The sequence below is a fragment of the Streptosporangium sandarakinum genome (genome assembly GCF_050942225.1).
Lineage (GTDB): Bacteria > Actinomycetota > Actinomycetes > Streptosporangiales > Streptosporangiaceae > Streptosporangium > Streptosporangium nondiastaticum.
Genome location: NZ_CP192034.1, coordinates 7,012,031 through 7,034,330, shown reverse-complemented (window position 1 = coordinate 7,034,330; position 22,300 = coordinate 7,012,031). Strand labels below are relative to the sequence as shown.

The window sequence follows — 22,300 nt, the reverse complement described above, 5'->3', positions numbered from 1 at the left end:
CGGAGGATCGTGCGGGAGAGGGCCGGAGGATCGTGCGGGAGAGGCGCCGGACGGGCTTCCGGAGATGTGATCCGGCGAGTGAAAGATGGCATTCGACGGCTTTGACAGATATTGTGCGAAAAACAGAACTATATTCTCCAGGGAGTCCGGATGACGGAGCTGCGGTTCGACGACAGGGTGGCGATCATCACCGGTGCCGGGCACGGTCTCGGCCGCTCGCACGCGCTGACGCTGGCCGAGCGCGGCGCGAAGGTGGTCGTCAACGACCTCGGCGGCACGCTGGACGGCACCGGCTCATCCGCCGGTCCGGCTGCCGAGGTGGCCGAGCTGATCGCCAAGAACGGCGGGGAGGCCGTCGTCAGCACCCACGACGTCGCGACCCCGGAGGGCGCCGCCGCGATCGTGCAGACCGCGATCGACGCCTTCGGGAGGGTGGACATCGTCGTCAACAACGCGGGCATCCTGCGTGACAAGTCCTTCGGCAAGATGAGCGTCGAGGAGTTCGACCAGGTCCTCGCCGTCCACGTGCGCGGCTCGTTCCTGGTCACCCGGGCCGCCTTCCCTCACCTCAAGGAGCAGGGCTACGGGCGGATCGTCAACACCTCCTCGCCGGCCGGGCTGTTCGGCAACTTCGGCCAGGCCAACTACTCCACCGCCAAGATGGGGCTGGTCGGCCTCACCAAGACACTCGGCATCGAGGGCGCCAGGGCGGGGATCAGGGCCAACGCGATCGCGCCCATCGCCTGGACCCGGATGACCGAGTCGCTGCTGCCGGCCGAGTTCGAGGAGAGGTTCACGCCGGGCCGGGTCAGCGCCCTGGTCGCCTACCTGGCGCACGAGTCCTGCGAGACCAGCGGCGAGGTCTTCAGCGTCGGCGCGGGCCGGATCGCCCGGGTGTTCGTGGCCGAGGGGCCCGGCTGGCGGCAGGAGGACCACACCGTCGAGGACATCCGGGACAACTGGCAGTCGATCATGGCCGAGCAGCCGTACCTCACCCCGACCACCCTCGGCGAGCAGGCCGGAGCGTCGCTGCGGGCCATGCTCTGACGTCCGTCCGCCGGGAGGGCGCCCCCATCGGGGCGCCCTTTTCGCTGTTCTGGGGTGGTTTCCGGGGGCTCGTGTGACCCCGCCCGCGGTGCCTGCCGTACGGCCCGGCGGACTTTTGCGGATTTCTGCAAAAGTTCGGTGACTTTCGGCGAAAGGTCTTCACAAGCCGGGAAGAAGGGAGTTACCTTCTGCTGCACCGGCTCCGGATGCGGTCAGACCCCCGACCCCCAGCGAGGTTCCATGTCCGCCGTCACCCCCCTGCTGCAGATGAAGGGCATCGTCAAGCGGTTCCCCGGCGTGCGCGCGCTCGACGGCGTCGACCTGGAGGTCCTGCCCGGCGAGGTGCACTGCCTGCTCGGCCAGAACGGCGCCGGGAAGTCCACCCTGATCAAGGTCCTGGCCGGCGCGCACCGGCCCGACGAGGGCGTCGTCACCCTCGGCGGCGAGGAGGTGCGCCCGGCGAGCCCGATCGACGCGATCCGGCTGGGCATCTCCACGATCTACCAGGAGCTCGACCTGGTCGACGGGCTGACCGTGGCGCAGAACGTCTTCCTCGGCCACGAGCCGTCCCGCCTGGGATTCGTCGGGCGGTCCGAGGCGGGCCGCGCCACGCGCGGGCTGCTGACCCGGCTGGGACACGGCGAGATCCGCCCCGGCACCGAGGCCGGCCGGCTGTCCCCGGCGGCCAAACAGGTGGTGAGCATGGCGCGGGCGCTGTCCCGCGACACCCGCCTGATCGTCATGGACGAGCCGTCGGCGGCGCTGGCCCACGACGAGGTGGCGAACCTGTTCCGGATCATCCGGGAGCTGACCGCCCAGGGGGTCGCGGTGATCTACATCTCCCACCGGCTGGAGGAGATCCGCGAGATCGGCGACCGGGTGACGGTGCTCAAGGACGGCCGCACGGTGGCCGTCGGCCTGCCCGCCAAGACCACCCCGACCGGCGAGATCGTCTCGCTGATGACCGGCCGGTCCGTGGAGCACGTCTTCCCGCCCCGGCCGGCCCCCGGGAGCCACGAGGGCCGTCCGGAGGTGCTGCGCGTCGAGGACCTCGCCGTCCCCGGCGTCCTCTCCGGCGTCTCCTTCTCGGTGCGGGCCGGGGAGATCGTCGGCTTGGCCGGACTGGTCGGCTCCGGCCGCTCGGAGATCATCGAGGCCGTCTACGGCGCGCGCCGCTTCACCGGGAACGTCCTGCTGGAGGGGCGGCCGGTGGGCCGGGGCGGCACCGGGCGCACCGTACGGCTCGGCATGGGCCTCGCCCCCGAGGAGCGCAAGTCCCAGGCGCTGCTGCTGGACCAGAGCGTGACCCGCAACATCTCGCTGGCCGGCCTGGGCCGCTACTCCCGGCTCGGCTGGCTCGACCGGCGCCGCGAGGCCGCCGACGCCCGTTCCCTCGTCGAACGGCTGGACGTCCGGCCGGGCGACCCGGACCGGCCGGTCAAGACGCTGTCCGGCGGCAACCAGCAGAAGGTCGTGCTGGCCCGCTGGCTGCTCAACGAACGCAGGCTGCTCCTGCTGGACGAGCCCACCCGGGGCGTGGACGTGGGCGCGCGGGCCGAGCTGTACGCCGTCATCCGGGAGCTGGCCGACTCCGGCATCGGGGTGCTGCTGGTCTCCAGCGAGGTGCCCGAGGTGCTGGGCCTGGCCGACCGGGTGCTGGTCATCCGAGAGGGAACGGTCATCCACCAGGGTGACGCCCGCGACCTGGACGAACATCGAGTGCTGGACATGATCATGGAAGGCGGTGCGCTTTGACCGAGCCGCAGGGCCGGGCCCCCGCGAGCCCCGCGAGTCCCGTGGACGTCGCCGGGTCACCGGCCGGACCGGACGCCCCCGGCGCCGCCGCCCCCCGGCCCGCGCCCCCACCGGCGACCCGGCTGTCCCGGCTGGGGGAGGTGCCGCACCTGGGACTGGTCGCCGCCCTGGCGCTGCTCGCCGTGGTGGGCCTGGTCACCGTCCCCGACACCTTCGCCAGCGCCTCCAACCTGGTCGGCATCCTGTCGCTGGCGGCGACGATCGGCGTGATCACGGTCGGCGCGACGTTCGTCATCATCGGCGGCGGGATCGACCTGTCGGTGGGGGCCGTCATGGCGCTGGCGTCGGTGTGGGCGACCACGCTGGCCACCCAGTCCTACGGCCCACTGATCATGATCGTGTGCGCGGTGCTGGTCGGCGCCGGCGCCGGGCTGGTCAACGGCCTGCTGATCGCCTACGGGCGGCTGGTGCCGTTCATCGCGACGCTCGCCATGCTGGTGGCCGCCCGCGGCCTGGCCCAGCGGATGTCGGACCGCAGGACCCAGCTCGTCCAGCAGGGCAACCAGGCCATCGTGGACCTGTCGACCACACGGGTGCTCGGCGTCCCGGTGCTGGTCTACATCTTCGCGGTCGTGGTGGCGGCGGGCTGGGTCCTGCTGAACCGCACCACGTTCGGCCGCCGCACCTACGCGGTCGGCGGCAACCCCGAGGCCGCCCGGCTGGCCGGCATCGACGTGCGCCGCCACACGATGTGGCTGTACGCGCTGTCCGGGCTGTGCTGCGGCATCGCCGCCGTGCTGATCATGGCGCGGACCACCACCGGCTCCTCCACCCACGGCGACCTGTACGAGCTGGACGCGATCGCCGCGGTGATCATCGGCGGCACGCTGCTGACCGGCGGCCGGGGCTCGATCGTCGGCTCGATCCTCGGCCTGCTGATCTTCACGGTGATCACCAACCTGTTCATCCTCAACGGCCTCAACACGAGCGACCAGCTCATCGCCAAGGGACTGATCATCGTGGTGGCCGTGCTGCTGCAGCGGCGCAGCCTGCGCTCACCGACCTGACCGGCGCCGCCGGCCGTACGGCCCGCGGCACCATCCGGCCCGCGACGCCGCACGGCCCGCCGTGCCGTCCCCCGTCCGCGACACCCCCCACCCCTCAGGGGAGCAAGGAGAACAACCATGTCCACACCAGTCGGCCGCCGGGGGATCCTCTTCGGCGGCGCGGCGATCGGCGCCGGGGCGCTGGTCACGGCCTGCACCGGCAACACCCCGGCCGGCACGGCGGCCACCTCGCCGCCGGCGGCGCCCGCGCCCGCCGGTGACAACGACAAGCCCGGCGAGAAGGTCGTGATCGGCTTCTCCGCGCCGGCCGCCGACCACGGCTGGATCGCCGCGATCGCCAAGAACGCCGAGAGCGCCGCCAAGCAGTACTCCGACGTGGAGTTCAAGCCGGTCGAGCCGACCAACGACATCAACGCGCAGATCTCGGCGGTGGAGTCGCTGATCGCGGCGAAGGTGAACGCGCTGGTGATCCTGCCCAACGACGGCCAGCAGCTCAACCAGGTCGCCCGGCAGGCCGCCGACGCCGGCATCCCGGTGATCAACCTGGACCGGGTGTTCCCCGACAAGCTGTCGTACCGGACCTGGATCGGCGGCGACAACTACGGCATGGGCGTCGCGGCCGGCCACTACATCGGCAAGACGCTCAAGGACAAGGGCGTGTCGAACCCGGTGATCCTGGAGATCCAGGGCATCGCGACGCTGCCGCTGACCCAGGACCGCAGCAAGGGCTTCGAGGACGCGCTGAAGACGTACGGCTTCTCCGTGACGGCCAAGCAGGACGCGCAGTTCACGGTGGAGTCCGGCACGAAGGTCGCGAGCAACCTGCTGCAGGCCCACAAGAAGGTCGACGCGATCTGGAACCACGACGACGACCAGGGGGTGGGGGTGCTGGCCGCGATCAAGGAGGCCGGGCGGAACGAGTTCTTCATGGTGGGCGGCGCCGGATCGGCCAACGCGATGCGCGAGATCCAGTCCGGCTCCGGCGTGCTGCAGGCGACGGTGACCTACAGCCCCACGATGGCGTCCTCCGCGATCAAGCTGGCCCGCCTGATCGCGCAGGGCAAGGGGATGAGCGACCTGGTGGAGAACGGGGTGCCGCAGTCGATCACGCTGGCGTCGGAGACCGTCACCAAGGACAACGTCGACAAGTACCTGCCGCTGGGGTTCGAGTCCTGATGGCCGCCGACAACAGGCCGACGCTGGGGATCGGCATGGTCGGGTACGCGTTCATGGGACGGGCCCACTCCCAGGCGTGGCGCAGCGCGGGCGCGTTCTTCGACCTGCCGGCCAGGCCCGTGATGGCGGCGCTGGCCGGCAGGTCGAAGGAGTCCGTGGCCGCCGCCGCCCACGACCTGGGCTGGGCGGCGGCCGAGACCGACTGGCGGGACCTCGTCGCCCGCGACGACGTGCAGGTGGTGGACATCTGCACCCCGGGCGACTCGCACGCCGAGATCGCGATCGCCGCCCTGGAGGCCGGCAAGCACGTCATCTGTGAGAAACCGCTGGCCAACACGGTGGCGGAGGCCGAGGCGATGGCCGAGGCGGCGAAGCGCGCCGCGGCCCGCGGCGTGCACGCCATGGTCGCCTTCAACTACCGCAGGGTCCCGGCCGTCGCGCTGGCCCGCCGGTGGGTGGCCGAGGGCCGCCTGGGGGAGCTGCGCCACGTGCGGGCCCAGTACCTCCAGGACTGGATCGTCGACCCGGACTTCCCGCTGGTGTGGCGGCTCCAGCGGGACAGGGCCGGGTCCGGCGCGCTGGGTGACATCGGCGCGCACATCATCGACACGGCCCAGTTCGTCACCGGCCGCCGCCTGACCGGCGTGTCGGCGCTGACCGAGACGTTCGTCAAGCACCGCCCGCTGGCCGAGGGCTCCGCCGGGCTGTCCGCGGGCGGCGCCGCGCGGGAGACCGGCGAGGTCACCGTGGACGACGCCGCGCTGTTCATCGGCCGTTTCGAGGGCGGGGCGCTGGGGTCGTTCGAGGCGACCCGGTTCGCCGCCGGCCGCAAGAACGCGCTGCGCCTGGAGATCAACGGCTCGGCCGGCAGCCTGGCCTTCGACTTCGAGGCCATGAACGAGCTGTGGTTCCACGACCACACGCTGCCCGCGGCCGAGGCGGGCTTCCGCCGGGTCATCGTGACCGAGGCCGACCACCCCTACGCGGGGGCGTGGTGGCCGCCCGGCCACGGCCTCGGCTACGAGCACACCTTCACCCACGAGGTGAAGGACTTCGTCGAGGCGGTCGCCGCCGGCCGGGCGCCGTCGCCGTCGTTCGCCGACGGCCTGCGGGTGCAGCGGGTGCTGGCCGCGGTCGAGGCGAGCGCGGCGGACGGCAGCCGGTTCACCGCGGTGGAGGACGTCCCGCGCGCGGGCGCCGCCGTACCGGACGCCGTCCCCCAGACCCCCGAGGAGGAATCATGACCCGACCCGTCACGCTGTTCACCGGGCAGTGGGCCGACCTGCCCTTCGAGGAGGTGTGCCGGCTGGCCGCCCAGTGGGGCTACGACGGTCTGGAGATCGCCTGCTGGGGTGACCACTTCGAGGTGGACAAGGCCCTGGCCGACGACTCCTACGTCGAGCGTAAGAAGGAGACGCTGGCCAAGTACGACCTGAAGGTGTGGACGATCTCCAACCACCTGGTCGGCCAGGCCGTCTGCGACAGTCCCATCGACGAGCGGCACCGGGGCATCCTGCCCGCGCGGATCTGGGGCGACGGCGAACCCGAGGGCGTGCGGCGGCGCGCCGCCGAGGAGATGAAGGACACCGCCCGCGCCGCCGCGAAGCTGGGCGTGGACACGGTGGTCGGGTTCACCGGCTCGTCCATCTGGCACACCGTGGCGATGTTCCCGCCGGTGCCGCCGTCGATGATCGAGGACGGCTACGCCGACTTCGCCGCCCGGTGGAACCCGATCCTGGACGTCTTCGACGAGGCAGGGGTGCGCTTCGCCCACGAGGTGCACCCCAGCGAGATCGCCTACGACTACCACACCACCGTGCGGACGCTGGAGGCGATCGGCCGCCGCCCGGCCTTCGGGCTGAACTGGGACCCCTCCCACATGGTCTGGCAGGAGATCGACCCGGTCGGGTTCATCCTGGACTTCGCCGACCGGATCTACCACGTCGACTGCAAGGACGCCAAGGTCCGCACCGGGGACGGCCGGCGCGGCCGGCTGGCCTCGCACCTGGCCTGGGCCGACCTGCGCCGCGGCTGGGACTTCGTCTCCACCGGCCGCGGCGACGTGCCCTGGGAGGACTGCTTCCGCGCGCTGAACACGATCGGCTACGACGGGCCGATCTCCATCGAGTGGGAGGACGCGGGCATGGACCGGCTGGCCGGCGCGCCCGACGCGCTGGCCTTCATCCGGGCGCTCAACGCGATCACCCCGCCGGCCGCGGCCTTCGACGCCGCCTTCGCGACGGAGTAGCGACCGCGCGGGAGACGGCCGCCGCCACACCGTACGGCGGCGGCCACCCGGTACGGCCCGCGCCACCCGTCTCCGCGCCGAAGACGACGATCGCGGGTTTCGGCGAGCTGCGGGCGCCGGTTCGGCGGTTCCGGTCAGCCCCGTCCCCGGGAGGGTGAGACGGGCGCGGCCGGAGTGACGACCCGGAAACGGCGGCTAGCCCCGTCCCCGGGAGGGTGAGACGGACGCCGTCCCGCCGGGACCGCCGGACGAACCGGAGGCGGCGAGGTCGAGAAGCGTCATCGCGTCGTGGTCCGGGCTGCCGGGCGGCGCCATGTAGACGATGAGGCGCTGACCCTGCGCGCGGTTCAGGGACAGCCCCTCGTGCGAGAGCGTCATCGTGCCGACCTCCGGGTGCCGGAGCGTCTTGGTGCCGTCGCCGATCGTGCGCACCTCGTACCGCTCCCAGAGCCGGTTGAAGTCGGGGCTCTTGACGATCAGCTCACCCACGAGTGAGGCAAGATCCGGGGCGTCCGGGTCGGTGCCGGCGAGCGCCCGCAACTGGGCGACGCACCCCTTGGCCTTCTGCTCCCAGTCCACCCACAGGTCCCGGGCGGCCGGGTGCAGGAAGGTGTACCGGATGGTGTTCCGCTGCCGCTCCGGCCAGTCGGCGATGCCGTGGAGCAGCCGGAGGCCCCCGGGGGTGGCCGCCAGCAGATCGTTGGTGCGGCTCACGACGAACGCCGGGTTGGGCCGGAGCGTCTCCAGAAGCCGCATGACGGTCGGGCGGACCCGCCGCGACGGCAGGGCGCGGGGCTCGGGTGCGCGCCGCGCCGCCCGCGCCGCCAGCTCGCGCAGGAAGCCGCGCTCCTCCTCGTTGAGGCGGAGCGCGTCGGCCAGCGCCTCGACCACGGAGGGGCTCGGACGGGTCTCCTTGCCGCGTTCCAGGCGTACATAGTAGTCGATGCTCACACCGGCCAGCGCCGCCAGCTCCTCCCGGCGCAGACCCGGCGTACGGCGTGTGCCGGTTCCGGCGGGCAGTCCGACGTCTTCCGGGCGTATGCCGCCACGGCGAGCCAGCAGGAACCTCCCGAACTCGGTCATGTCATCATTTTGGCAGCGGACGGTCACGGGACCGGCCCGGAGCCAGGCCCTGTCACACCCCCTCTGGCGCACCCCGGAAGGCCGCGGTCTGCCTCACCTCCGCGAGCCGCACCAGCCTGGACGGATGACCCCTCTCGCACCGGCCCGCGCGTCACAGGGCGCCCGGCGACGCACGGCCGCTCCGAAGCTGATCCTGGCGACCACGTTCATGGGCATCTTTCTGCTCAACCTCGACGCCATGGCGATGAACGTGGCGCTGCCCGGGATCGGCCGGGCCCTCGGCGGCGGCACGGCGGGACTGCAGTGGATCGTGGACGCCTACACGCTGATGTTCGCCGCGCTGCTGCTCTCCGCGGGCACGCTCTCCGACCGCGTCGGGGCGAGCCGCGCGTTCGGCGTCGGCGTCGCGGTCTTCACGGTCGCCTCGGCGGCCTGCGGACTGGCGCCGGGGCTGGGAGAGCTGATCGCCGCCCGCCTGCTCCAGGGGAGCGCCGCGGCGATCATGCTTCCCTCCTCGCTGGCCCTCGTCCGGCAGGCGTTCCCGGACGCGGCCGAGCGGGTGCGGGCCATCGCGCTGTGGACCGTCGGCGGAGCCGTCGCGGTCGCCGCCGGCCCGGTGATCGGCGGGGTGCTGTCCGGCACCCTGGGCTGGCGGGCGATCTTCGCCGTCAATCTGCCCGTCGGCGTCGCCACCCTCGCGGTGCTGACCCGCGTGGAGCGCTCGCCGCGCGGGTCGGCACCGCTCGATCCGTACGGTCAACTCACGGCGGTCATCGCGCTCGCGGCGCTCACCTTCGGGGTGATCGACGGAGGGGAGAACGGGTTCGGCGAGCCCGTGGCGCTGGGCTGCCTGGGACTCGCCGCGGTGGCGGCGGCCGCGTTCGTCGTGATCGAGGCGCGCACCGCCGCGCCGATGGTCCCGCTCGGCCTCTTCCGTTCGCGCACGGTGACGGTCTCGGTCGTGATCGGCTTCGTCGTCAACGCCGTGTTCTACGGGCTGGTGTTCGTGCTGAGCCTGTTCTTCCAGGACGTCCTGAACCTGTCCGCCATGAGCGCGGGGCTGATGTTCCTGCCGATGACGGCCGTGATCGCCGGAGCCAACCTGGCCTCGGCCAGGGCCGCGGCACGCTTCGGGCCGCGGACGCCGATCGCCCTGGGACAGGCGGTCGTCGTGCTGGCGATCTTCGGACTGCTCTGGATGGACGAGGGGACCGGCGGGGCGGTGGTCGCGGTGATGCTCGTCCCGATCGGCCTCGGCATGGGTCTCGTCGTGCCTTCCCTGACGGCCGTCCTGCTGAACGACATCGCCGCGGACCGGGCCGGAACGGCCGCCGGGATCCTGAACTCCTTCCGGCAGACGGGCGGCGCGCTCGCCGTGGCCGTCCTCGGAACCTCGGTCGCGGACCGGGGCGGGTTCGTCGTGGATCTGCGGGTCGCCCTGTGCGTCGCGGCCGTGATGCTGGTGGCCACCACGGCCGCGGCCCTCATGCTGCCGGTGTCCCGGTGAGGCGGTCAGTCCAGGGCGTCAGTCCAGGACGACCACTTGGCGCAGGACCTCGCCGCCGCGCAGGGCGGCCACGGCGTCGTTGAGGTCGGCGAGCCTGATCCGGGAGCTGATCATGCTCTCCAGGTCGAGCTTGCCTGCCTTGTACAGCTTGGCGAAGAAGGGGAAGTCGTGCCGGACGTCGGACTCGCCGTACATCGAGCTGAGGATGTTCTTGCCCTCGAACAGGAGGTTGAAGGCGCTCAGCGGCACCATGTCGTCGACGGCGCCCGCGCCCACCACGATCATGTCGCCGCCGCGCCGGGTCGCCTGCCAGGCGGTCATGATGGCGGCGGACTTGCCGACCGCCTCGAAGCCGTGGTCGAACCCGTGGCCGCCGGTCAGCGTGGCGACCGCGTCCTGGAGCTGGTCGGGGGTGATGGCGTGCGTGGCGCCGACCTTCTTCGCCAGCTCGTGCTTGGACTCGAGCGGGTCGATCGCCAGGATGGTGGCCGCGCCGGAGATCCGCGCCCCCTGGATGATCGACAGGCCGATGCCGCCGGCGCCGACCACCGCGACCGTCGAGCCGGGCCGTACCTTGGCGGTGTTGAGCGCCGCGCCGACGCCGGTCGTGACGCCGCAGCCGATCAGTGCCGCGATCTCGTAGGGGATCTCCGGATCGACCTTGACCGCCCCCTGCCAGGGCACGACGATCTCCTCGCACCAGGTGCCGCACCCGGCCATCCCGAACGCCGGGGTGTCGCCGCCGTAGCGGAACCGGGCGTTGACGAAGCTCTCCATCATGTAGGTCATGCACAGGTACGGCTGGCCGACCAGGCAGTTGGCGCAGTGGCCGCAGGCCGGGGTCCAGTTGACGATGACGCGGTCACCCGGCTGGACCGAGGTCACGTGGTCGCCGATCTCCACCACCTCTCCGGCGCCCTCGTGCCCCGGGATGATCGGGAGTGGCATGGGCAGCACGCCGCTGATCACCGAGAGGTCGGAGTGACACACGCCGGTCGCCCTGATCTTGATCCGGACGTCCGTCGGGCCCACCGGGGTGAGGGTGAAGTCGTCGCGGATGTCCAGCTTGTCGTCGCCGACGGCGTGCAGAAGCGCACCACGCATGGGGGATCCTCCTAGCTCTCCTTCAAGGAGATGGCGGCTTTGGGACAGGACCGCGCGGCGTGCCGGACCCGGTCCGACAGCTCCGCGGGCGGCTCGGGCAGCAGCACGTGCAACTGGTCGTCGTCGTCGAGCTCGAAGACCTCGGGGGCGAGGCCGGTGCAGACGGCGTTGGCCTCGCAGACCAGGTAGTCGACGGTGATTCTCACGGGGGGCCTCCTATGCCGGTGAGGCGAGCTTACGGTGATCCCAGGAAACCACCCGGACGGGCTCGACGACGAAGGCGACCCTCTTGCGGCCGGTCTCCGCGACGTACCCCCGCAGGGCCTCCTCGTCGGAGGGCATCCCGGCCATCCGCCGGGTCACGTCCATGCCGACGCCGAGGACGCCCTCGGGATCGCCGATCCGCCGGGCGGTGCCGTACAGCAGGACGCCGCGCAGGTCGAAGTAGTCCTCGCCGGCCTCGATGAGGCAGGTCACCCGCGCGTCCCGCTCGATGTTGCGCGCCTTCTGGGCCTTGCCGTACGTCCAGAAGGAGATCCTGCCGCCGGTCAGCCCGTAGAACATGGTCACCAGGTGCGGCGTCCCGTCCGGGTTGATCGTGCCGAGCTGGAGTTTCCGCGACGCGGCGACGAAGGCCGTGACCTCGTCCTCCGCCATCGCGATGCGGGCGCGCTGGTTCACGCTGGAAAGTAGAACATGGGGCACAGGGGCGGGCAAGGGTTGTTTGGAATCTTGTTCGGTTTCCGGGGTCGTCGCGGTGTGACGGGGTTTTCGCCGGGGTGATGCCGCTTCTGGGTAGGCTGCCCCGATGAGCATCCCGACCATGCCGGCCGAGCTGCGGAACGCGGCCCGGCGCGCCAAGGGTTTCATGCCCGACGACGAGGGCCTCGCCCTCTTCGAGACCGCCGCCGAGTACGGCGTGCGCGGTCCGATCTGCGAGATCGGCACCTACTGCGGCAAGTCCGCGATCTACCTCGGCGCGGGGGCGCGGCAGGCGGGCTCCGTCGTCGTCACCGTCGACCACCACCGCGGCTCGGAGGAGATCCAGCCCGGCTGGCCGTACCACGACCCCTCGCTGATGGACCACCGCTTCGGCAAGATGGACTCGCTGCCGGCCTTCCGTCAGACGATCGCCGCGGCCGGCCTGGAGGAGGAGGTCATCGCGGTCGTCGGCGCCTCCGACCGGGTCGCGGCGCTGTGGAACACCCCGCTGGGGATGCTCTTCATCGACGGCGGGCACTCCGAGGAGCCGGTGACCAAGGACTACGAGGGATGGGCCCCGCACGTCACGCCGGGCGGCGCGCTCGTCTTCCACGACATCTACCCCGACCCCGCCGACGGCGGGCAGGCGCCGTACCGGGTCTACCAACGGGTACTCGCCTCCGGGGCGTTCAAGGAGGTCCGGCACACCGGTTCGCTGCGGGTGCTGGAGAGGGTCGGCCCCGGCATCGGCTGACGGTCCCCCTCCGCCTCGGCGGCGTCATCCCGCTCCGCCGGTTCCGCGGCCGTCTCCGGTGGCGTCCACCCCGCCGGGTCCGCCTCCCGCAGCCGCAGGCCGGTCCACGCCACCACCAGCCGGCCCCGCACGTCGGTCGCGGTGACGTCCCAGACGTGCTCGTCCCCTCGGCGGTCGCGCCCGACGGCGTGCAGCCGCACGTCCCCCTGCGAGGGCCGCACCAGCAGCCGCTCGCCGCCCGAGGGCATCAGCCGGCGGTGCGGCACGCACGCCTGCAACGCGTGGATCACCGCGTCGTTCAGCCCGGGACTGCCCAGCACCGGCCTGCCGTACCCGGGGCCGAACCAGCCCAGGGAGTCGTCGCCCCGCAGCTCGCCCCGGCAGCCCCGCGGCCCGGCGAGGGTGAGCCGGACGACCCGGCGGAACCGGCCGGTGGGGAAGCGCGCCGGGCCGTCGGGGGAACCGGCCGCGCCGTACAGGTCGGCGGCCTCCAGCGGGGGGCCGTCCGGGCCGAGCCGGGGGACCTCCAGCGTCCCATCGGTCGGCTCCGCCGGGAAGGCGGCGCGGAAGTGGTCGACGTGGAAGGCCGTCTCCCCGCAGCAGAGCACCGTCTCGATCAGCGGCCCGCACCGCAGGGCGCGCACCCGGATCAGGGTGCCGCCGTCGTCGGGCACGACCACCGGCCGGTCGAACGCCATCCGCGTGATCTCGTCCGGCGGCCGCCCGGCCAGCGCGCCCGCGGCCTGCGCCATGGCCTCCAGAGCCACCACGGCGGGGAGCGTCGCGCGGCCGTCGACGCGGTAGTCGTCCAGGTAGGGATCGTCGGCGAGGGACAGGCGGCTGTCGGCGACGAGCTCCACCCCGGGCACGTGGGTGCGCGCCCCGGCCAGGAACCGCCCCCGGCCGTCCCCGTCCGTCCCGGTGGTCCCGTGGCTCATCGTGGGTCCGCCGTAGCCGCCGTAGCCGCCGTAGCCGCCGTAGCCGCCGTAGCCGTGGGAGCCGCGGGAGCGGTCCCGGGGGAGACCGCCGAGCGGGCCGCGGAGGAGGCGGTGAGGGCCCTGGCCGCGCGGCGCCTCCCCCGCGCCCGCACGGCCAGGGCCGCGCCGCGGCAGGCGCAGACGGCCACGAGGGCGAGGAACAGCCCGTGGGCGACGCCCAGCACGACCAGCAGGCCGTGGACCGCGGCGGTGGCCGCGCCGAACACGACCTGGGCGCGCCGGCCGGCGGGGGTCGTTTCGGGGTCGGCGACCACGTAGACGGTGTAGAGCGCGAAGGCCGCGCCGGTCACCGGCAGCAGGGCGTCCATCACCGAGACGCCGGACAGCAGGCCCCGCACGACGGCCTGCGCGGCGAACCCGCCGGCCCAGCCCGCCAGCACCGGCAGCCTGCCGGTCAGCCCCGCGTGCAGCGCCACCCCCAGGCCCAGCACGACCGGCGGCGCCACCACGTCGAACGGCTCCGGCACCCCCGCGGTGAACCGGTACGGCGACGCCCCACCGGTCCACGACAGCAGCAGCACCGTGGCCGTGCCGAGGGCCGCGGGGTTCAGGACGGGCCCGCCCGTCCCGCGGAACCGGAAGACGTACCTGCCGCTGACACCGACCAGCGTGGCCAGCACCACGGGGGACAGGCGGCCGCCGCCGTACAGGAACATCGCGCAGACCAGGCCGGTGACGTACGACGGCAGGAAGAAGTCGAGCGTCCCGCCGGTCCGCCCGCTCCGGGGGCTCAGGTAGCGGGGCCGGCGCAGGTACGCCCACGCGTCCAGGCTCTCCAGCACGACTTCGGCGGCGACCCCGGTGGCCGCGCCCGCGACCGGCGCGAGACAGGGCTGCTCGAAGCCGGGGACGAGGTGCCCGAGCACGGTCACCAGGGTGAGCGAGCCGGCGAGGCAGCGCAGCGCCGTCCGCCGCGCCCGGGCGGGCGTGAGTCCGGCGGCTCCGGCGACTTCGGTGGTTCCGGTGGCTCCGGCGCCGTGGACGCGGATGGCGTCGCGCTCGTTACCGGAGGCGGTCATGAGTCCCGGTTCCGCCGCGTCCAGGACTTCCGGACGCCCGCCCGCCACGCCTGGTAGTGGTCACCGCCGTGCGCGCCGTCGCCGAGGGCGAGGAGCGCCGCGTCGGTCCAGCTCGCCGCCTCGTCCACGTCCACCCCGCACAGCACGGGCGCGGCGGCGGCGGTGTGGTCGGGGACGCTTCCCGAGAGCAGGCGGATCGCGCAGGCCAGGGCGCCGCCCTGGGCGAGGTGGGCGCGGAAGCCGTCGCCGGCCGAGGCGGCGTCCAGCCGCGCCAGCCCCGAGGCGTCCGCGCCGCCGACGTGGGCGGCGGCCATGCCCACGCCGCTCCACAGGTCGGCACGGCGGCCCGGCGGGAACTCGGCGACGCGCGAGACGACGCCGTCGGCGTCCGCGCACTCGTGGAACCAGATCATCCGGCCCACGCCCTGGTCGAAGATCGCCCGGCGGGTGCGGTCCAGCAGCCCCGCCGTACGCTGCCGCCCGATCGTCCGGTCGGCGGCGAAGAAACCCTCGTGGAAACCGAAACCGTCGAACGCCAGCCAGCGCAGCAGCGGGTGCGCCGAGCGGACGCCCCACATGGGCCGCAGGCGCAGCCGGGCGTAGGCCCATCCGGCGCCCAGGTGGACCAGGTGCGGGTGGCGTGCCCCCGGCCCGCGGAGCAGGCCGCGCAGCCGCCGCCCGCCGCTGAGCGTGAGCAGGTCGAGGGTGGTGCAGGCCATGCCCGCGCCCTCGTGGCCGAAGCCGCGCAGCTCCTCGGGAAGGTCGTCGATCCGCTCCGGCTCGCCCGCGACCACCGCGTCGAACCCGGTCAGGACCGCCCGCACGACGGTCTCCAGACGCTCGCGGGCCGGTCCCAGCCGGAACCTGCGCGGCCCGAAGTCCGCCTGGGCGGGGTCCTGCCACAGCAGCAGCCCGGCCGGGCTCCGCGGCCTGGCCGGTGCCGGCGCGGCGGGATCGGCCGAAGCGGCGAGGCCGGTCGGCGGTGCGGTGGAATCCCACGTGTCCGGGCCGAGCGACTCCGGCAGGAAGGCGTGGACCCGCTCGGCGACGGACGCCTGCGCCGTACGGACGTCGGCCGGGGGTCCGGCCTGGGGTCCGGGGTCGCGGTCCGGACGGAAGCCGGGGAGCGGGGCGGGGTCGCGGTCCGGACGGGAGCCGGAGGGCGGGCGGCCGTCGGAGGGCGGGTCGTCGTCGGCGTCATCGAAGAGGTCGAGGATCGGGATGGCGCCGGTGTCCGCCTCCGCCGCCGCCTCCCGCTCCTTCCTCGAAAGAGGCCCCCGGTGCCGGCCGGGGGTCGTGCGCGGGACCGGGACGCGTCCCGTCCCGGGGGCGGGGTCCGCGGGGATCTTCTTCGCGTCAGGGAACGTCTCCGCCCGGGACATGCCGACCCTGTCGCTCTGAGTCGCTATCCGGGTACCCTCCGCATCGCTCACAGGCCCGAACGTAGTAACACGCATCCGGGCCTTCAAGTACCGCGTTTCGGGTGCCTGGCAAAGAAAACGCCAGGCCGGGGGGTCGGAAACGGGTCAGGCCCGGGAGCCCGCGTGGCTGCACCCGCAGCCCGCCGTGGGGCGGTCCGTCGCGTACCCGCCCGCGTCCCGGAAGACGCCCCCGGCGGGTGTGTGACCGTCCAGCGCGTCGGCGGCGAGCACGACGGCCGCGGCGGTGTAGGCGGAGCGCTCGTGCGGGAAGTGCCTGCCGTTCACGAACTGCCAGCCGGTCCAGTAGGAGCCGTCCTCGTGCCGCAGGTGCTGCATGTCGGCGAACAGCCGCAGCGCCCGCTCCCGCTCGCCCACGGCGTCCAGGGTGAGCACCAGCTCGCACGACTCGGCGCCGGTCACCCACGGCTGGTCGGAGACGCAGCGGATGCCGAGGCCGGGCTCGACGAACGTGTCCCACTCCTCGGCCAGCCGCGCCCGGGCGGCCTCGCCGCGTACGGCGCCGCCGAGGATCGGGTAGTACCAGTCCATCGAGAAGCGGCTCTTGTCGGCGAACGCCTCGGGGTGGGCGGAGAGGACGTGGCCGAGCCGGTCGGCCGCGAGCTCCCAGTCGGGCTGCGGGTCGCCCAGGCGCTCGCCCAGCAGCACGCCGCAGCGCAGGCCCTGGTGGATGGAGGCGCATCCGGTCAGCAGGGCGTACCCGGCGGGCTCGCCGCTCGCCGTACGCTCCCAGACGATCTCGCCCCGGGTGGTCTGCAGGCCGACGACGAAGTCCAGCGCGGCGCGGACGACCGGCCACATCCCGCGGGCGAAGTCCTCGTCACCGGTGACCAGCAGCTCGTGCCAGACGCCGACCGCGACGTAGGCGGCGTGGTTGGACTCGCCGCCGTGCTCGGCGGCGCGGCCCCCGACCAGCTTCATCGGCCAGGAACCGTCGGCCCGCTGGGTGCGGGCCAGCCAGTCGTAGCCGCGGCGCACCGGCTCGGTGAGGCCCGCCACGCTCATCGCCATCAGGCACTCGACGTGGTTCCAGGCGTCCACGTGCCCCTCGGGCCACGGCACGCCGCCGTCGGGCTCCTGCAGGGCCGCGATGCTCCGGGCGGTCTGGACGACCTGCTCCCATCTCATCGATCGCTCACCGCGCCGGGTCCGCTCCCACTCCGGCGGCGACTCCTGTTCCGTCGGGTCGCTCATGCGGGCTTGCGGACGTAGAGCACCACGCTCTTGCCGATGAGGGGGTTGAGCACGGCCTCCGCGATCCGGGTGACGGCCGGGCGCTTCATGATGTCCCAGACGAGGATCTCGTGGTACGCCTTGGCCAGCGGGTGGTCGTCGTTGTTCACGCCGACCGCGCACTTGATCCACCAGTACGGCGCGTGCAGGCCGTGGGCGTGGTGGTGGGGGCCGACCTCGAAGCCGACGGACTTGAGCTTGGCGCTCAGCTCGGCCAGCGTGTAGATGCGGACGTGCCCGCCGGGGGCCGTGTGGTACGCCTCGTCGAGGGCCCAGCAGATCCGCTCCGGCAGGAAGCTCGGCACCGTGACGGCCGCCCGGCCGCCCGGCTTGAGCACGCGGAGGATCTCCCGCATCGCGGCCATGTCGTCGGGGATGTGCTCCAGCACCTCGGCGGCGATCACCCGGTCGAAGCTCGCGTCCTCGAACGGCATGTCGAGCGCGTCGCCGGTCACGGTCCGGGCCGTCGCGCCGGGGGGCACCTCTCCGGCCTTGTCCATGGCGGTGAACATGGTGGCGACGCCTTCGAGCTCCTTGGCGTCCATGTCGAAGGCCACCACGTCGGCGCCCCGGCGCAGCACCTCGAAGGCGTGCCGCCCGGCGCCGCAGCCCAGGTCCAGGACCCGGGTTCCGGGCCCGACGGGCAGCCGGCCGAAGTCGACAGTCAGCACTCGCCGCTCCTCTTCAGATGGTCGGGGGTGGAGGGGTGATCAGGGCCCGAAGGCTCCGGTTCGGGTGGGTTCGGGGGTTCCGAGGGTGGGGATGGCCGGGGCCCGGGGGTCCGGGAAGAGGCCGGGTGGCCGTCACCGGCCGCGGCGTGCCCGGATGGCCTCGCGGTAGGCGTCCACGGTCCGCTGGGCGACGACGTTCCAGGTGTAGCGCTCCATGACCCGGTCGTAGCCCTTCCTGCCGATCGCCGCCCGCTCCTCGGGGGAGTCGTGCAGGCGGCGCAGCGCGGCGGCCAGCTCCTCGGGGTCGCCGGGCGTCACCTGGACGGCCGCGTCGCCCACCACCTCGGGCAGCGCGCCGGTACGGCTGGCGATCAGCGGGGTGCCACAGGCCATGTGCTCGACGGCGGGCAGCGAGAAGCCCTCGTAGAGGGAGGGGACGACCGAGATCTCCGAGGTGGCGATCAGCTCGCCCAGCTCGGTGTCGGAGATGCCGTGCACGAACCGCACCCGGTCCCGCAGGGACAGCTCGGCGACCAGTTTCTCGGTCGGCCCGCCCGGGGTCGGCCTGCTGACCACGGTGAGGTTCACGTCGCGCTCGGTCGCCAGCTTCGCCACCGCGCGCAGCAGCGTCGCGACGCCCTTCATGGGGGAGTCGGCGCTGGCCACCGCGACGATCGAGCCGGGCCGCTTCGGCATGTCCGGGCGGGGGTGGAAGTAGCGGGTGTCCACGCCGAGCGGGATGAGCCGCATGTTGGCCTGGGGCACGTTGAAGTCGCGGTGGATGTCGGCCAGGGACGACTCGCTGACGGTCAGGATGGGCTTCAGCCGGGGGGCGACCTTGGCCTGCATCCGGACGAAGCCGTACCACCGTCGCAGCGACAGCCGCTTGCGCCCCGAAGCGGCCTTCAGCTCGATCCGCCGGTCCACGCTGATCGGGTGGTGGATGGTGCCGACCACCGGGAAGAGCTTCTGGATGCCGAGCAGGCCGTAGCCGAGCGTCTGGTTGTCCTGCACCACGTCGAAGTCGCCGACGCGCTTCTTCAGCTCGCGGTGGGCCCGCAGGGTGAAGGTCAGCGGCTCGGGGAAGCCCGCGGTCCACATGGTGCCGACCTCCAGGAGGTCGATCCAGTCGCGGTACTCGTGCAACTCGGGGGTGCGGAAGGGGTCCTCGTCGCGGTACAGGTCCAGGCTGGGGACCTTGTTGAGGATGACGCCCTCGTCGAGCTCGGGGTAGGGCTGGCCCGAGAAGACCTCGACGTGGTGCCCGAGGGCGACCAGCTCCCTGCTGAGATGGCGCAGGTAGACGCCCTGGCCACCGCATGTCGGCTTGCTGCGGTAGGACAGCAGCGCGACGCGCAGCGAATCCGCCCCTGGCACGGCGACCCCTTCCTCATCCCTGTCCAGAAGGGGACAGGTACCGTGAAAGATGACCTTTCCCTCCGGACCCTACCATTCAGTAGGTATCGCCGACCCGAGGTGTAATCGTTCCCACAGCCCGCCGTACCCGGCCCCAACTGCGACATCAGGGCGACAGAGCATTATTCTATGCAACGCGTTCTAGCTGTGGCGGCGGCGGCATGATGTCCATGCCAACGACAGGACGGTACATTCGCCGTCACACGCCATATGAGGGGCGAAAGTCTCATCCATCAGCAAGGAGGACGCGTTGGCCAGGCGCGCACTGATCACCGGCATCACCGGGCAGGACGGTTCATACCTGGCCGAGCACCTGCTGGGCGAGGGTTACGAGGTCTGGGGCCTGGTACGGGGCCAGGCCAACCCGCGCGTCTCGCGGGTCCGCAGCCTGCTGCGGGACGTCCACCTCGTCCGGGGCGACCTCCTCGACCAGGGGTCGCTGATCTCCGCCGTGGAGAAGGTCCAGCCCGACGAGGTCTACAACCTGGGCGCCATCTCGTTCGTCCCCATGTCATGGGAGCAGGCCGAGCTGACCGCCGAGGTCACCGGCATGGGCGTGCTGCGCATGCTGGAGGCCATCCGGGTCTGCTCCGGCGTCTCCTCCTCCCGCTCGGCGGCCGGCTCCGGCCAGATCCGCTTCTACCAGGCGTCGTCCTCGGAGATGTTCGGCCAGGTCCGCGAGACCCCGCAGACGGAGACCACCCCGTTCCACCCCCGCTCGCCGTACGGCGTCGCCAAGGCGTACGGCCACTTCCTCACCCAGAACTACCGCGAGTCCTACGGCATGTACGCGGTGTCGGGGATCCTGTTCAACCACGAGTCCCCGCGCCGGGGCGCGGAGTTCGTCACCCGCAAGGTGAGCCTGGGCGTGGCCAGGATCAAGCTCGGCCTGGCCGACGAGCTGCGCCTGGGCAACATGGAGGCCCGCCGCGACTGGGGCTACGCCGGCGACTACGTCCGCGCCATGCACCTGATGCTCCGGGCGGACACGCCCGAGGACTACGTCATCGGCACCGGCCGCACCCAGACCGTGCGCGACCTGGTGGTCGCCGCCTTCGCCGCCGCCGGCCTCGACTGGGAGCGGTACGTGGTGTGCGACGCGGCCCTGCACCGCCCCGCCGAGGTGGACCTGCTCTGCGCCGACCCGAAGAAGGCCCGCGTCCAGCTCGGCTGGGAGCCCACGGTCTCCTTCGAGGAGCTCGTCGCGATGATGGTCGAGTCCGACATCAGGCTCCTGTCCGAGGGCGGCGACCCCGGCCAGGACTCCTCCTGGCCCTGACCCGGCGGAGACCGGGACGCCCGGGGCCCGGCGCGGGCCCGGGATCGGCCCGGGGCTCCAGCGCGGGTCCGGGACCGGCCCGCCCGGTGGGCCGTCATGCCGTCCGGCGGCCCGGCGCGGTCGCCGGACGGTCAGGAGCGCGCGGCGCCGGGCCGATGGAGGTCGATCAGCCGGGCCAGGTGCCGGCCGGCGGCGTGCAGCGGCCGGTCGTCCTGCGACACCTGGGCGGCCAGCTCGGCGCCCTCCAGCGTGCTGATCACCGTGTGGGCCAGGTCGTGGGCGTCGTCCTCGGCGAGGCCCGCCCGGCGGAGCCGCTCGAAGACCAGCCGCCGCCAGTGGGCGAAGGCCTCGGCGGCGGCCCGCTGCACGTCGGGCACCCGGCCCGCCGTACCCAGCGCGGTGGCCGTGACCGGGCAGCCGTCCACCCAGTCGGAGGCGCGCAGGCCCTCGGCGAGCCTGCGGGTGCAGGCGACGACGGCCTCGGCCGGGTCGCCCTCGCCGTCGAGGATCTCCCGCAGCTCGTCGGCGAACTCCTTCTCGCCGTGCCGGATCGCGGCGACGGCCAGCTCCTGCTTCCCGCCCGGGAAGAAGTGGTAGACCGAGCCGAGCGTGGCCTCGGCCTCCTGGGAGATCTGCTTGATCCCGGTGCCGTCGTAGCCCTGCCGCTGCATCAGCCGTGAGGCGGTACGGACGATCCGGTCGCGGGTGCCGAGGGCACCGTGCGGGCCGGCCGCCCCACGCTGTCGTGCGCTGGTCTTCATCCGGCGAGTCTACCGAATAGAACGTTCGTTACAGAGGTGTGCTACGGTCCCCACTGGATAGAGCGTTCGTTCTAGAAGGGATGCGCGATGAGCGTGCGGGCAGTGACGGTCATCGGACTCGGGCCGATGGGCCGGGCGATGGCGGAGGCGTTCCTCGACCGGGGCTACGAGGTCACCGTGTGGAACAGGACCCCGGAGAAGGCGGACGAACTGGTGGCCAGGGGCGCGATCCGGGCCGCCACGGCCGGTGACGCGCTGGCCGCCGGCGAGGTGGCCGTCCTCAGCCTGACCGACTACGACGCGATGTACGCGATCCTCGGGCCGGCCGCGGCGCGCCTGTCCGGAAAGGTGATCGTCAACCTGAGCTCCGACACCCCGGACCGGGCCAGGGAGGGAGCGGAGTGGCTGGCCGGGCACGGCGCCCGGCAGCTGACCGGCGGCGTGCAGGTGCCGCCGTCCGGCATCGGGGACCCGGCCTCCTCCACCTTCTACAGCGGCCCCCGGGAGGTGTTCGAGCGGCACCGGCCGACCCTGGAGGTGCTGACCGGCGCCGACTACCGGGGAGAGGACCCGGGGCTGGCGGCGCTGTACTACCAGCTCCAGATGGACATCTTCTGGACCTCGATGCTCAGCTGGCTGCACGCGCTCGCGACGGCCGACGCCAACGGCATCACGGCCGCGGAGTTCCTGCCGTACGCCGCGCGGACCGCGGCGTCGGTCCCGGGGTTCATGGAGTTCTACACGCCGCGGATCGACGCCGGGCAGCACCCCGGTGACGTGGACCGGCTGGCCATGGGGGTGGCCAGCGTCGAGCACGTCACGCACACCGTCCACGCGGCCGGCGTCGACGTCGCGCTGCCGGGCGCGGTCCTGGAGATCTTCCGGCGGGGCGCGGCGGCCGGGCACGCCGGCTCCAGCTTCACCAGCCTGTTCGAGGTGATGCGGAAGGTCCCGGAGCACGTGGGCTGAGAGCGGTCTCAGCGGCGCTCAGCGTCGCCTCAGCGATCGTCCGGCACCGTGGAGGCGGTCGATGAGATGAGC

21 protein-coding genes are annotated in these 22,300 nt (G+C 73.0%); 10 read left to right on the top strand and 11 right to left on the bottom strand.

Annotated elements, in window-relative coordinates; genetic code table 11:
- Nucleotides 1–150 precede the first annotated feature (150 nt).
- From ACQP10_RS32195 to ACQP10_RS32170, 6 genes are all read left to right on the top strand, one after another.
- A complete protein-coding gene (locus ACQP10_RS32195) occupies nt 151–1,047 on the top strand; it encodes an SDR family oxidoreductase (RefSeq protein WP_433540269.1) in 897 nt (298 codons plus the stop codon).
- 240 nt (nt 1,048–1,287) lie between these two features.
- A complete protein-coding gene (locus ACQP10_RS32190; RefSeq protein WP_433540268.1) occupies nt 1,288–2,802 on the top strand; it encodes a sugar ABC transporter ATP-binding protein in 1,515 nt (504 codons plus the stop codon).
- Complete coding sequence (locus ACQP10_RS32185) at nt 2,799–3,869, top strand: ABC transporter permease (protein WP_179825135.1); 1,071 nt, start codon at nt 2,799–2,801, stop codon at nt 3,867–3,869. Before ACQP10_RS32190 ends, ACQP10_RS32185 begins: the two co-directional genes overlap by 4 nt.
- A 117-nt stretch (nt 3,870–3,986) precedes the next feature.
- On the top strand, nt 3,987–5,045 hold the full coding sequence (locus tag ACQP10_RS32180) for an ABC transporter substrate-binding protein (protein WP_179825133.1): 1,059 nt from the start codon (nt 3,987–3,989) through the stop codon (nt 5,043–5,045).
- A complete protein-coding gene (locus tag ACQP10_RS32175) occupies nt 5,045–6,289 on the top strand; it encodes a Gfo/Idh/MocA family protein (RefSeq protein WP_433540267.1) in 1,245 nt (414 codons plus the stop codon). Before ACQP10_RS32180 ends, ACQP10_RS32175 begins: the two co-directional genes overlap by 1 nt.
- The gene (locus ACQP10_RS32170; protein WP_433540266.1) at nt 6,286–7,293 is read left to right on the top strand and encodes a sugar phosphate isomerase/epimerase family protein; all 1,008 of its coding nucleotides are present in this window, start codon (nt 6,286–6,288) and stop codon (nt 7,291–7,293) included. The genes ACQP10_RS32175 and ACQP10_RS32170 overlap by 4 nt, the downstream gene beginning before the upstream one ends.
- A gap of 195 nt (nt 7,294–7,488) precedes the next feature.
- On the opposite strand, the gene ACQP10_RS32165 is transcribed toward ACQP10_RS32170, so the two are convergent.
- Nucleotides 7,489–8,376, bottom strand: a complete 888-nt coding sequence (locus ACQP10_RS32165; protein WP_346019114.1) for a helix-turn-helix transcriptional regulator — start codon at nt 8,374–8,376, stop codon at nt 7,489–7,491.
- A 124-nt stretch (nt 8,377–8,500) separates the two neighbouring features.
- On the opposite strand from ACQP10_RS32165, the gene ACQP10_RS32160 reads away from it, so the two are divergent.
- Nucleotides 8,501–9,883, top strand: a complete 1,383-nt coding sequence (locus tag ACQP10_RS32160) for an MFS transporter (protein ID WP_433540265.1) — start codon at nt 8,501–8,503, stop codon at nt 9,881–9,883.
- Between the two features lie 18 nt (nt 9,884–9,901).
- Here ACQP10_RS32160 and ACQP10_RS32155 read toward each other — a convergent pair whose 3' ends face one another.
- Genes ACQP10_RS32155 through ACQP10_RS32145 form a run of 3 tightly spaced genes read right to left on the bottom strand, consistent with a single transcriptional unit; the run spans nt 9,902 to nt 11,668 of the window.
- Nucleotides 9,902–10,987 carry a Zn-dependent alcohol dehydrogenase gene (locus ACQP10_RS32155; RefSeq protein ID WP_346019116.1) on the bottom strand — a complete coding sequence of 362 codons (1,086 nt, stop codon included), beginning with the start codon at nt 10,985–10,987 and terminating at the stop codon, nt 9,902–9,904.
- An 11-nt stretch (nt 10,988–10,998) separates the two neighbouring features.
- Complete coding sequence (locus ACQP10_RS32150) at nt 10,999–11,193, bottom strand: ferredoxin (RefSeq protein WP_179825122.1); 195 nt, start codon at nt 11,191–11,193, stop codon at nt 10,999–11,001.
- Nucleotides 11,194–11,203: 10 nt separating this feature from the next.
- Nucleotides 11,204–11,668: a pyridoxamine 5'-phosphate oxidase family protein gene (locus ACQP10_RS32145; protein WP_179825119.1), complete on the bottom strand. Its 465-nt coding sequence runs from the start codon at nt 11,666–11,668 to the stop codon at nt 11,204–11,206.
- 127 nt (nt 11,669–11,795) lie between these two features.
- Between ACQP10_RS32145 and ACQP10_RS32140 the strand changes: the two genes are divergently transcribed.
- Entirely contained in the window at nt 11,796–12,443 is a 648-nt protein-coding gene (locus tag ACQP10_RS32140) for a class I SAM-dependent methyltransferase (protein WP_346019117.1), read from the top strand.
- Here the strand turns inward: ACQP10_RS32140 and ACQP10_RS32135 are convergent.
- The 6 genes from ACQP10_RS32135 to ACQP10_RS32110 all read right to left on the bottom strand — a co-directional run bounded on the left by ACQP10_RS32135 (nt 12,350) and on the right by ACQP10_RS32110 (nt 19,180).
- A complete protein-coding gene (locus ACQP10_RS32135) occupies nt 12,350–13,381 on the bottom strand; it encodes a polyketide synthase dehydratase domain-containing protein (RefSeq protein WP_346019118.1) in 1,032 nt (343 codons plus the stop codon). The two genes, ACQP10_RS32140 and ACQP10_RS32135, sit on opposite strands and share 94 nt — an antisense overlap.
- Nucleotides 13,378–14,460 (bottom strand): enediyne biosynthesis protein UnbU, encoded by a 1,083-nt coding sequence (locus ACQP10_RS32130; protein WP_433540264.1) that lies wholly within the window; start codon nt 14,458–14,460, stop codon nt 13,378–13,380. The genes ACQP10_RS32135 and ACQP10_RS32130 overlap by 4 nt, the downstream gene beginning before the upstream one ends.
- Nucleotides 14,457–15,893, bottom strand: a complete 1,437-nt coding sequence (locus ACQP10_RS32125; RefSeq protein WP_399500274.1) for a DUF1702 family protein — start codon at nt 15,891–15,893, stop codon at nt 14,457–14,459. The genes ACQP10_RS32130 and ACQP10_RS32125 overlap by 4 nt, the downstream gene beginning before the upstream one ends.
- A 93-nt stretch (nt 15,894–15,986) precedes the next feature.
- Nucleotides 15,987–17,027, bottom strand: a complete 1,041-nt coding sequence (locus ACQP10_RS32120) for a prenyltransferase (RefSeq protein ID WP_346019728.1) — start codon at nt 17,025–17,027, stop codon at nt 15,987–15,989.
- Nucleotides 17,028–17,089: 62 nt separating this feature from the next.
- Complete coding sequence (locus ACQP10_RS32115) at nt 17,090–17,803, bottom strand: class I SAM-dependent methyltransferase (protein WP_179825110.1); 714 nt, start codon at nt 17,801–17,803, stop codon at nt 17,090–17,092.
- Between the two features lie 132 nt (nt 17,804–17,935).
- Nucleotides 17,936–19,180 (bottom strand): glycosyltransferase family 4 protein, encoded by a 1,245-nt coding sequence (locus ACQP10_RS32110; RefSeq protein WP_399500273.1) that lies wholly within the window; start codon nt 19,178–19,180, stop codon nt 17,936–17,938.
- A 289-nt stretch (nt 19,181–19,469) separates the two neighbouring features.
- On the opposite strand from ACQP10_RS32110, the gene ACQP10_RS32105 reads away from it, so the two are divergent.
- The gene (locus ACQP10_RS32105) at nt 19,470–20,498 is read left to right on the top strand and encodes a GDP-mannose 4,6-dehydratase (protein ID WP_346019122.1); all 1,029 of its coding nucleotides are present in this window, start codon (nt 19,470–19,472) and stop codon (nt 20,496–20,498) included.
- A gap of 131 nt (nt 20,499–20,629) precedes the next feature.
- Here ACQP10_RS32105 and ACQP10_RS32100 read toward each other — a convergent pair whose 3' ends face one another.
- The gene (locus ACQP10_RS32100) at nt 20,630–21,259 is read right to left on the bottom strand and encodes a TetR/AcrR family transcriptional regulator (RefSeq protein ID WP_346019123.1); all 630 of its coding nucleotides are present in this window, start codon (nt 21,257–21,259) and stop codon (nt 20,630–20,632) included.
- 87 nt (nt 21,260–21,346) lie between these two features.
- Here ACQP10_RS32100 and ACQP10_RS32095 point away from each other — a divergent pair, with 87 nt between their 5' ends.
- Nucleotides 21,347–22,228, top strand: a complete 882-nt coding sequence (locus tag ACQP10_RS32095; RefSeq protein ID WP_346019124.1) for an NAD(P)-dependent oxidoreductase — start codon at nt 21,347–21,349, stop codon at nt 22,226–22,228.
- Nucleotides 22,229–22,300: the final 72 nt, after the last annotated feature.